Below are 9358 nucleotides of genomic sequence, written 5' to 3' on the forward strand. Positions count from 1 at the left end.
GTATTCCTCGGCGCCCGGGCGGGCGACGTGCTCGAAGAGCTCCAGGCCGGTGTACATGCCCCAGGAGGGCGAGAGCATGCTGGCCAGCACCGTACGGATCTTGAACATCGGCGGTCCGCCGTGCTGCAGCGACTCGTGCAGGATGTCCGGGGTGTTCGGCCAGAAGTTGGGCCGCATCCAGTCGATCGAGGCCTTGAGCTGGCCGATGTATTCCTTCATCTCCCAGGCCGTGGTGCGCCAGGTGAAGTACGTGTAGGACTGGGTGAAGCCGATCTTGCCGAGCCCGTTCATCATGGCCGGCCGGGTGAACGCCTCGGCGAGGAACAGCACGTCCGGGTCGACGTCCTTGATCTTGGCGATCACCCACTGCCAGAAGTTCAGCGTCTTGGTGTGCGGGTTGTCCACCCGGAAGATCTTGACGCCGTTGGAGACCCAGTGCAGGACGATGCGCAGGACCTCCTCGCGCAGGCCCTTGGGGTCGTTGTCGAAGTTCAGCGGGTAGATGTCCTGGTATTTCTTCGGCGGGTTCTCCGCGTAGGCGATCGTGCCGTCGGCGCGGGTGGTGAACCACTCCGGGTGCGTCGTGACCCACGGGTGGTCCGGCGCGCACTGCAGCGCCAGGTCCATCGCGACCTCGAGGCCGTTGTCCCGCGCGACGCCGATGAAGCGCCGGAAGTCGGCCAGGGTGCCCAGCTGCGGGTGGATCGCGTCGTGGCCGCCCTCGTCGGAGCCGATCGCCCAGGGCGAGCCCACGTCGATGCCCTCGCGGGCGACCAGCGTGTTGTTGCGGCCCTTGCGGTTGATCTTGCCGATCGGGTGGATCGGCGGCAGGTAGAGCACGTCGAAGCCCATCGCGGCGACGGCCGGGATGCGCTCGGCGGCGGTCGCGAAGGTGCCGTGCTTGATCGGCGTCGCGTCGGGGCCGACCTCGGCGCCCTCGGAGCGCGGGAAGAACTCGTACCACGACGAGAACAGGGCGCGCTGGCGGTCGACCCAGATCGCGTACGAGCGGGTGGTGGTCACGAGCTGGCGCACCGGGTGCTGCCAGAGCAGCTCCTGCAGATCGAGCGCGGGGGAGACCCGGGAGAACAGCGACCGCTGCGGGTCACGCAGGGCGGCGGCCGCGTCGCGGACCAGCTCCTCCTCGGCGTGCGGCACGATCTTGGCGGCCAGGTCCAGCATCTCGGCGCCCTCGGCCAGGTCGTTGGCCAGGTCCTCGAGCCCCTGCCCGGCGCCGATCTTCTTGGTCACGGCGTTGCGCCAGGTCTGGTACGGGTCGTCGAACGCCTCGATGGTGAAAGTCCACCGGCCCACCCGGTCGGGCTTGATCACCCCGTGCCACTGGTCCAGGCCGGGCTCGCCGGGGGTGAGCCGGGTGAACGGCTCGGCCTCGCCCTCCGGGCCCTGCCATACCACGTTCACGCCGAGGGCGTGGTGGCCTTCCCGATAGGACACCGCCGAGATGGGGACGAGCTCGCCGACCACCGCCTTCGCGGGGTAGCGGCCACAGGACACCGACGGCGTCACGTCTTCGATGGGAAAGCGACCGGTCATGATCTCCACCGTAATCTTGAGCGCGGGAGCGGGCACGGCGACAGGCGAATTGCCGCAGCCGTTCGCCCAGGTTTCTGGACAGACTTCTCCGGTATGGAGCAACCACAAACGGCCGAGCACCCAGTGCCGCTAAACCTACCGGAGAGCGTTCAGCGCGGCCCGTCCAGGCGCGCCATCGCGCCGGCCAGGAAACCGGTCAATTCCGCGCCGTGCCAGACCCGGGCCGGCTCGGCGTCGCGGGCCACGGAGCGGGCGAGCCGCTCGATGTTCAGCACGCCCGCCGCGCGGGTCGCCGCGAGCACCACGTTGCCCGCCTTGCGGCCGCGCAGCATGCCCGGCGGGGCGATCAGCGCCACGTCGCCGAAGGCCGCGCGCAGGGTCGCCGCCTGGATCCGCGAATAGGACAGCGGCGGCACGTCGGTCAGGTTCATCGCCAGCACGCCGTCCGGGCGCAGCAGCCGGGCCGCCGCCGTCGCGAAGCCCACCCCGGCCACGCTCGCCGGCATCGCGGCCCCCTCGAACACGTCGACCACGATCACGTCGTACCCCGGCTCCCGCCCGGCGGTCACGAACTCGCCGGCATCACCCACCACGACCTCGATGGCGGCCGGCCACGGCAGCGACCGGGAGACCAGCGCGAGCAGCAGGCCGTCGCGTTCCACCACGGTCTGGACCGAACCGGGCCGCGTCGCGGCCACCCAGCGGGGCAGCGTCAGCGCGCCGCCGCCGAGATGCAAAACCGTCAACGGTACGGCCGCGGGCGCCGCCAACCGCAGCACCGTCGCCAGCCGGCGCACGTATTCGAACGCCAGATAGCTGGGATCGGCCAGATCGACATACGACTGCGGCACCCCGTCGACCAGCAGCGTCCAGCCCCGTTCCCGGCGGCGGTCCGGCTCGAGCGAGGCGACGCCGGAGGCGACCCGGGTGAAACTGGTTGCACGTCGGTTGCCGTGGGTTGCCATCGGGGCGAGGTTACTCATGGCGGGCCGGCCGGCGCCGAGAGGTAGCGTGACGCACCCCGTGGGGCGTGCGCACCGACCCTTTGGGGGCACACATGGCCGGACCGTCCACCGCGCTGTCGCCGGTCATCGCCGCCAGCACGCACTGGCTGGTCCGGGCCTACCCGTCCAGCGGCGCCGACCGGGCCGCGGACACCCTGGCCGAGCTGCAGGCGCGGCAGGCCGTGACGGTCGCCGCCTGGCTGCGCTACCCGACCCGGGTGGACGCCGAACTCGTCGCCATGGCGGGCCCCGGCGGCTCGGCGGTGCTGGACTGGCGGGCCGGCAGCGAGCCCGACGACGAGCTGGCCGAGGACGAGGGCTGGCGCACCTGGGTCGACGAGGTCGCGGTGAGCTGGGCCGCCTGCCTGCTCGCCGACCCGCGGCTGGCCGCGCGGGCCGTGGACTCGGTGGCCGCGGCCATCCCGATCACCGACGCCCGGCCCCGCCCCCGGGCGCGCCGGGCGGGCGACCTGCCCAGCGAGTTCCGCCGGCTGACCGCGCCGGATGCCCGCGACCTGGAGTCCGCGGCGCTGCTCCGCCACCCGGACCTGCTGGAACCGGTGGCGGAGTTGCACCGCGAGACCCTGATCTACCTGCTGGGAGTGGTCGCGGCCTAGCCGAGCGCCGGCGGTGGGCAGCGGCGGCCGGTGCACCGGCCGCCGCCCGCGTCCGTCAGGCCAGGCGGGCCGGGAAGCCGCCGGTGGCGATCGGGCCCCACCGCTCGATGGTGATCCGGATCAGGGATTTGCCCTGGTCCCGCATCGCCTGGCGGTATTCGTCCCAGTCGGCGTGCTCGCCCGAGATGACCCGGAAGTATTCGACCAGCGGCTCGACCGAATCCGGCAGGTCGATGACCTCCGCGACGCCGTCGACCTGGACCCAGGCGCCGTTGAAGCCGTCGGAGAGCACGCAGACGCTCACCCGGGAGTCGCGGCGGATGTTCGCCGCCTTGGCCCGCTCCGGGTAGGTCGAGATCACGATGCGGCCCTCGGCGTCCACGCCGCAGGTGTTCGGCGACGCCTGCGGGCGGCCGTCCCGGCGGGTGGTCATCAGGATCGCGTGATGCCGGGGGCGGAGGAACTCGAGCAGCTCCTCCCGGCCGACCACGGTGGTGGTGGCGACGGTGCGGGCCATGACTCTCCTCAGCTCGGCTGGTCGGCGTCGACCGCGATCGCGCCCGGGTGGCCGCCGGCCTGCTCGGCGGTGACCGCCGCGCCGATGATGCCGGCGTTGTTCAGCAGGGTGGCCGCCACGATCGGGGTGCGGATCTCGATCAGCGGCAGCCACTTGTCGGCCTTCTTGCTCACGCCGCCGCCGACGATGAACAGCCGCGGCGACAGCAGCATCTCCACGTGCCGCAGATAGTCCTGGACCCGGCCGGCCCACTTCTCCCAGCTCAGATCCTCGTGCTCGCGGGCGCGGTCGGAGGCGCGCAGCTCGGCGTCCTTGCCGTCCAGCTCCAGGTGGCCGAACTCGGTGTTCGGGATCAGCGTGCCGTCCAGGAACAGGGCGCTGCCGATGCCCGTACCGAAGGTCAGCATCATCGTCAGGCCGCGCTGGTCGTGCCCGGCGCCGAAGGCGACCTCGGCGACGCCCGCGGCGTCGGCGTCGTTGAGCACGGACACCGGCTTGCCGAGCCGCTCGCTGAACAGCTGCGCGGCGGGCGCGTCGAGCCAGGACTTGTCGACGTTGGCGGCGGTCCGGGTGACCCCGTCGACCACCACGCCGGGGAAGGTGATGCCGACCCGGTCGTAGCCGTCGAACTTCGCGGCGACCTCGGCGACCGCCTCGACGATGCTGCCGACATCCGACGGCTGCGGCGTCGGTACCCGGTGCCGCTCCTGCAGGAGCTCGCCGCGCACGGTGTCGACCGGCGCCCCCTTCACGCCGGAACCGCCGATGTCGATGCCAAGAATGGCCATGCCCGTTCTCCGTCTCCGGTGCGTTTCCGGGGTATGTACCCACGCGCACCCGAAGTCGAATCGTGCCATCCCCGGATCCGCCCCTGTTGGTACGGGGTACCCGGGCGATTCCGTTCAAGTCCCGCGCGTCGCGGCCGATAGGGCGGCTGTACCGGGTATCAGGCCCGGCGGGCGACTCCCCGACCCGCCGGCGTGAGGCCTGGGGAGGAGCATCGATGCGGAAACTCGCGGCCCTGACCGTCACCGCGGTCGCGGTGGCCGGCACTCTCGTGGTCACCGCACCCGCCCACGCGGCCGGAGGTGCGGGCTGGCTGAGCGCGAACTGGCTGGTCCAGAGCGGTACCACCAAGCTGAGCACAGTCATCAAGGCCGCCGGAGCCGACGAGGCGGACAAGGACAACCCGGACGACGGCGACTCCGCTACCGGGGTCGCGCTGACCGGTGCGGGGATCGGCGTCGCGCTCATCGACTCCGGGGTCTCGCCGGTCAAGGGCCTCGACGGTGCCGGGAAGGTCATCCACGGACCCGACCTGTCCTTCGAGTCGCAGGCGCCCAACCTGCGCTATCTCGACACGTTCGGGCACGGCACGCACATGGCCGGCATCATCGCCGGGCAGGACACCACCACCGGGATCGGCACCCCCTTCGCCGGGGTGGCGCCGGGCGCGCACGTCATCAGCGTCAAGGTGGCCTCCGCCGACGGCGCGAGCGACGTCTCACAGGTCATCGCCGGTATCGACTGGGCGGTCGCGCACCGCAACGACCCGGGTCTCAACATCCGGGTGCTGAACCTGTCCTACGGCACCCAGTCGACCCAACCGGCGGCCCTCGACCCGCTGGCCTACGCCGTCGAGAAGGCCTGGGAGGCCGGGATCGTCGTGGTCGTCGCCGCCGGCAACGACGGCTTCGCGGCGAACAGTCTCACCATGCCCGCCGCCGACCCGGACGTCATCGCCGTCGGCGGGGCCGATACCCGGGACACCGACGCGCGTACCGACGACGTCGTCGCGGACTTCAGCAACCGGGGCAACGCCGCGCGTCATCCCGACGTGCTGGCCGCCGGGCGTTCCGTGGTGTCGCTGCGCAGCCCGGGTTCGTACATCGACCGGACCTACCCGGGTGCGCGGCTGAGCCTGCTGGACGATCCCGAGCAGCGGTTCCTGCGCGGCAGCGGCACGTCGCAGGCGGCCGCGATGGTCTCCGGCTCGGTGGCGTTGCTGCTGCAGCAGCGTCCCGGCCTGCGGCCCGACCAGGTCAAGAAGCTGCTGATGAGCACCGCCGACCCGATCCTCTACGGCGACGCGTACGCGGCGGGCGCGGGCCAGATCAACGTCGCCCGCGCCGCGCGCACCAGGAGCGTCCTGGTGACCCCGCAGCTCAACGTCGCGGCCACCGGCCTGGGCTCGCTGGAAGCGGCGCGCGGCGGCGCGTACGTCTACGACTCCGTCACCGGCACGCCGCTGACCGGCGAGCGGGACATCTTCGGCATGGCCTGGGACGCCCGGGCCTGGACCGTGGCCTCGGCCACGCAGCGAAGCTGGATCGGCGGCACCTGGAACGGCTCGACCTGGACCGGCTCATACTGGACCGGCTCATACTGGACCGGCACCTACTGGGGTGCGACGGTCTTCGGCGGCCAGGCCTGGGCCCCGGCCACCTGGACCGGCCGATCCTGGTCGGGCGTCGCCTGGTCCGGGCGCAGCTGGTCGAGCGCCGTCTGGAGCGGGCGCAGCTGGTCCTCGCAGACCTGGACGGGCCGGTCATGGAGCGGGCGCAGCTGGTCCGCGGCCGGCTGGACCGGAGAGCCGTGGCACTAGCACAGCGCTGGCGACGACCGCGCCCGCAGCTCCTGGTGGGTCTGCTCACCGTGGGCATGGGCGCGGTCTCGGCCGCCGTGGCGCTCTCCTTCGCGCTCGGCGGCGTCGTCGTGCCCGCGATGCCCGGCGGGCTGTGGTGGGCCGCCGGGCTCGTGGTGCTGTTCTTCCTCACCGAGGGCTTCACCGTGCACGTCCGCGTCCGCCGCGGCGCCCACGGCATCAACGTCTCCGAGTTCCCGATGGTCTTCGGGCTGCTCTGCTTCGACCCGGTCACGGTGATCCTGGTCCGGGCCCTGGCCGGCGGCGCCGGCCTGGTCGCCATCCGCGGACATCGCGGTGCCAAGCTCGCCTTCAACGTCGCCCTGCTGGCCGTCCAGGCGAGCGTCGGCGTCCTGGTCTTCCACGCCGTCACCCCGCACGTGCTGGGCATCACCATCGACGGCGTGGGCCTGCGGACCCTGTTCGCCACCTACCTGGCCATGGTCGCGGCCGACGTGGTGGCGGCCGTGCTGCTCACCGCCGTGATCGCGGTGCACGACGACCCGGGGGAGTGGCGCCGGCTGCCGGCGGCCCTGCGCAGCACCTGGCTGGTCGTCCTCACCACCACGGGTGCCCTGATCAGCTTCCTGGCCGCGACCGAGCCGCGGTGGGCGCCGGCGCTGGTCGGCATCGTGGCCGTCGTGCTGCTGCTGGCCTACCGCGCCTACATCGCGCTGGGCGACGGCAACGCCGAGGTGGAGCAGCTCTACGGCTTCACCCGGGCGCTGGACGGCGCCGGCGGCATCGACGACCTGGTCGCCGTGGTGCTGGACCGGGCCCGCGACGTGCTGCGGGCGGGCACGGCCGAGCTGGTCGTCGCGCACGGTGACGAGCTGCGGCACACCCTGCTGGCCGGGCAGTCCGGGCAGCCCACGGTGCGCCTGGGCGGGCCCGGTGCCGACGCCTGGCTGACCCCGGCGCTGCTCGGCGACCCGGTGCTGCGCCCGGCCGGCCCGGCGGGCGCGGCAATGGCCGTGCCGGTGGTGTTCGGCGAGCACCGGGCGGCGCTGGTCGTCGCGGACAGCCTCGCCGACGCGGGCCGCTTCGACGAGGCCAAGCTGCGGTTGTTCGGCGCGCTGGCGAACCACGCCGGCGCGGCGCTGGGCCGCGCCGACCTGGTCGACCGGCTGCGCCGCGAGGCCGCCGCGAAGCAGCACCTGGCCCTGCACGATCCGCTCTCCGGGCTGCCCAACCGCCGGCACTTCCAGGAGCTGCTCGACACCGGCCTGGCTGCCGCGCGCGCCGACGGCTCGGCGCTGGCCGTGCTGGTGCTCGACCTGGACCGCTTCAAGGAGATCAACGACGCGCTCGGCCACGAGACGGGTGACGCGCTGCTGCGCGAGGTCGGCGAGCGGCTGCGCGCGTACCTCGACGGGCGTGGCCGGGTGGCCCGCCTCGGCGGTGACGAGTTCGCCGCGCTGCTGACGACCGACGGCAGCCCCTCCGCCGCGCTGGCCGCCGCCGCGGAGCTGGCCGAGGTGGTGGAGCGGCCGATCCGGATCGGCCCGCTCGTCCTGGCCGCCCGGGCCAGCGTCGGCGTGGCGGTGGCACCGCTGCACGGCGACGATTCCGAGACCCTGATCCGGCACGCCGACGTCGCCATGTACGCCGCCAAGGAGAGCAACGGCCTGCGCCTCTACGACAGCGAACTGGACCGCAACAGCCCGCAGCGGCTGGCGCTCATCGCCGACCTGCGGGCGGCCGTGGAGCGCGGCGAGCTGACCGTCGCGTACCAGCCGAAGGTCGACCCCCGGACCGGCCGGGTGGTCGGCGCGGAGGCCCTGGCCCGCTGGAACCACCCCGAACACGGGTCGGTCGCCCCGGACGTCTTCATCCCGCTCGCCGAGCACAGCGGCCTGGTCTGGCCGCTCACCCTGCACGTGCTGGCGCTGGCGCTGCGCTCCCGGGCCGAGTGGGCGCGGGCCGGGCACGACCTGCAGGTAGCGGTCAACCTGTCGCCGAACAGCCTGCTCGACGCCGCGCTGCCCGAGCTGGTGGCACGCTTGCTGGAGACGACCGGCAACCCGCCGCGCGCCCTGACGCTGGAGATCACCGAGAGCACCATCCTGACCGACCCGGCCGGCAGCCTGTCCACCCTCGAACGGCTGCACGCGCTGGGCGTCGAGATCTCGATCGACGACTTCGGCACCGGCTACTCGTCGCTGGGCCGGCTGCGCGAGCTGCCGCTGCACGAGGTGAAGATCGACAAGTCGTTCGTGCAGCGGGTCGCCCTGGACCACCGGGACCGGGCCGTGGTCCGCTCGGCGGTGCAGCTCGGGCACGCGCTCGATCTGCGGGTGGTCGCCGAGGGGGTGGAGGACGCCGACACGTACGCCTATCTCGCCGCCGAGGGCTGCGACGTGGTGCAGGGATATCTGCTGTCGCGGCCGTTGCCGCCGGAGGACTTCACGGCCTGGCTCGAGATTCACTCACGGAACGTCACTCATACTTTCGGCTAGTCAGGGATCCTCCACTCGGCTAACGTAAGGGAAATGAACGGTCGCCGCGTGCGGGCACGGCTCTCTGCCCGCTTGATGGAGGACCTCCTCGATGACCGCCACCGCGTTCCGATCAAGCACACTCAGTGACGCCTCCGCGTCCACCGAAACCGCCGCCGAGCTGCTGACCCGGCTGGCCAGGACCCCCGCCGGGGACCGCCGCCGGGGCGCGCTGCGGGACCGGGCGATCGAGGCCTGGCTGCCGCTGGCCCGCCACCTCGCCCACCGCTACTCCGGCCGCGGCGAACCCACCGACGACCTCATCCAGACCGCCAACGTCGGCCTGATCAAAGCCATCGACAAGTTCGACCCCGAACGCGGCGTCGACTTCGCCGGCTACGCCATCCCCACCATCATCGGCGAGATCAAACGCCACTTCCGCGACCGCACCTGGTCCGTCCGCGTGCCCCGCCGCCTGCAAGAGCTCCGCCTGGCCATCACCGAGGCCAACAGCACCCTGACCCACACCCTCGGCCGCAGCCCGACGGTCGCCGACATCTCCGTGCACCTCGGCGTCACCGAGG

General features: G+C 72.7%; 8 protein-coding genes. 4 read left to right on the plus strand and 4 right to left on the minus strand.

Translation table 11 applies throughout. The features are described 5' to 3' along the window. Both DMB66_RS56770 and DMB66_RS56775 read right to left on the minus strand, forming a co-directional pair. Window positions 1-1554: maltotransferase domain-containing protein (locus tag DMB66_RS56770; protein WP_125812291.1), on the minus strand; the 1554-nt coding region annotated here is incomplete at its 3' end. 149 nt (window positions 1555-1703) lie between these two features. Next, window positions 1704-2519: a spermidine synthase gene (locus DMB66_RS56775; RefSeq protein WP_125812292.1), complete on the minus strand. Its 816-nt coding sequence runs from the start codon at window positions 2517-2519 to the stop codon at window positions 1704-1706. A 92-nt stretch (window positions 2520-2611) separates the two neighbouring features. Here DMB66_RS56775 and DMB66_RS56780 point away from each other — a divergent pair, with 92 nt between their 5' ends. Next, window positions 2612-3175 carry a hypothetical protein gene (locus DMB66_RS56780; RefSeq protein ID WP_125812293.1) on the plus strand — a complete coding sequence of 188 codons (564 nt, stop codon included), beginning with the start codon at window positions 2612-2614 and terminating at the stop codon, window positions 3173-3175. A 55-nt stretch (window positions 3176-3230) separates the two neighbouring features. Here the strand turns inward: DMB66_RS56780 and DMB66_RS56785 are convergent, their stop codons facing one another. Further along, the gene (locus DMB66_RS56785) at window positions 3231-3692 is read right to left on the minus strand and encodes a PPOX class F420-dependent oxidoreductase (RefSeq protein ID WP_125812294.1); all 462 of its coding nucleotides are present in this window, start codon (window positions 3690-3692) and stop codon (window positions 3231-3233) included. Window positions 3693-3700: 8 nt separating this feature from the next. Then, window positions 3701-4480: a polyphosphate--glucose phosphotransferase gene (gene ppgK, locus DMB66_RS56790; RefSeq protein ID WP_125812295.1), complete on the minus strand. Its 780-nt coding sequence runs from the start codon at window positions 4478-4480 to the stop codon at window positions 3701-3703. A gap of 215 nt (window positions 4481-4695) precedes the next feature. Between ppgK and DMB66_RS56795 the strand changes: the two genes are divergently transcribed. The 3 genes from DMB66_RS56795 to DMB66_RS56805 form a co-directional block, all read left to right on the plus strand. Further along, complete coding sequence (locus DMB66_RS56795; protein ID WP_125812296.1) at window positions 4696-6297, plus strand: S8 family serine peptidase; 1602 nt, start codon at window positions 4696-4698, stop codon at window positions 6295-6297. Beyond that, window positions 6243-8795: a bifunctional diguanylate cyclase/phosphodiesterase gene (locus DMB66_RS56800; RefSeq protein ID WP_125812297.1), complete on the plus strand. Its 2553-nt coding sequence runs from the start codon at window positions 6243-6245 to the stop codon at window positions 8793-8795. Before DMB66_RS56795 ends, DMB66_RS56800 begins: the two co-directional genes overlap by 55 nt. A 91-nt stretch (window positions 8796-8886) precedes the next feature. Beyond that, window positions 8887-9358, plus strand: a 472-nt coding sequence (locus tag DMB66_RS56805) for a sigma-70 family RNA polymerase sigma factor (protein ID WP_125812298.1), incomplete at its 3' end; no start/stop codon positions are given.

The organism is Actinoplanes sp. ATCC 53533, assembly GCF_003947245.1.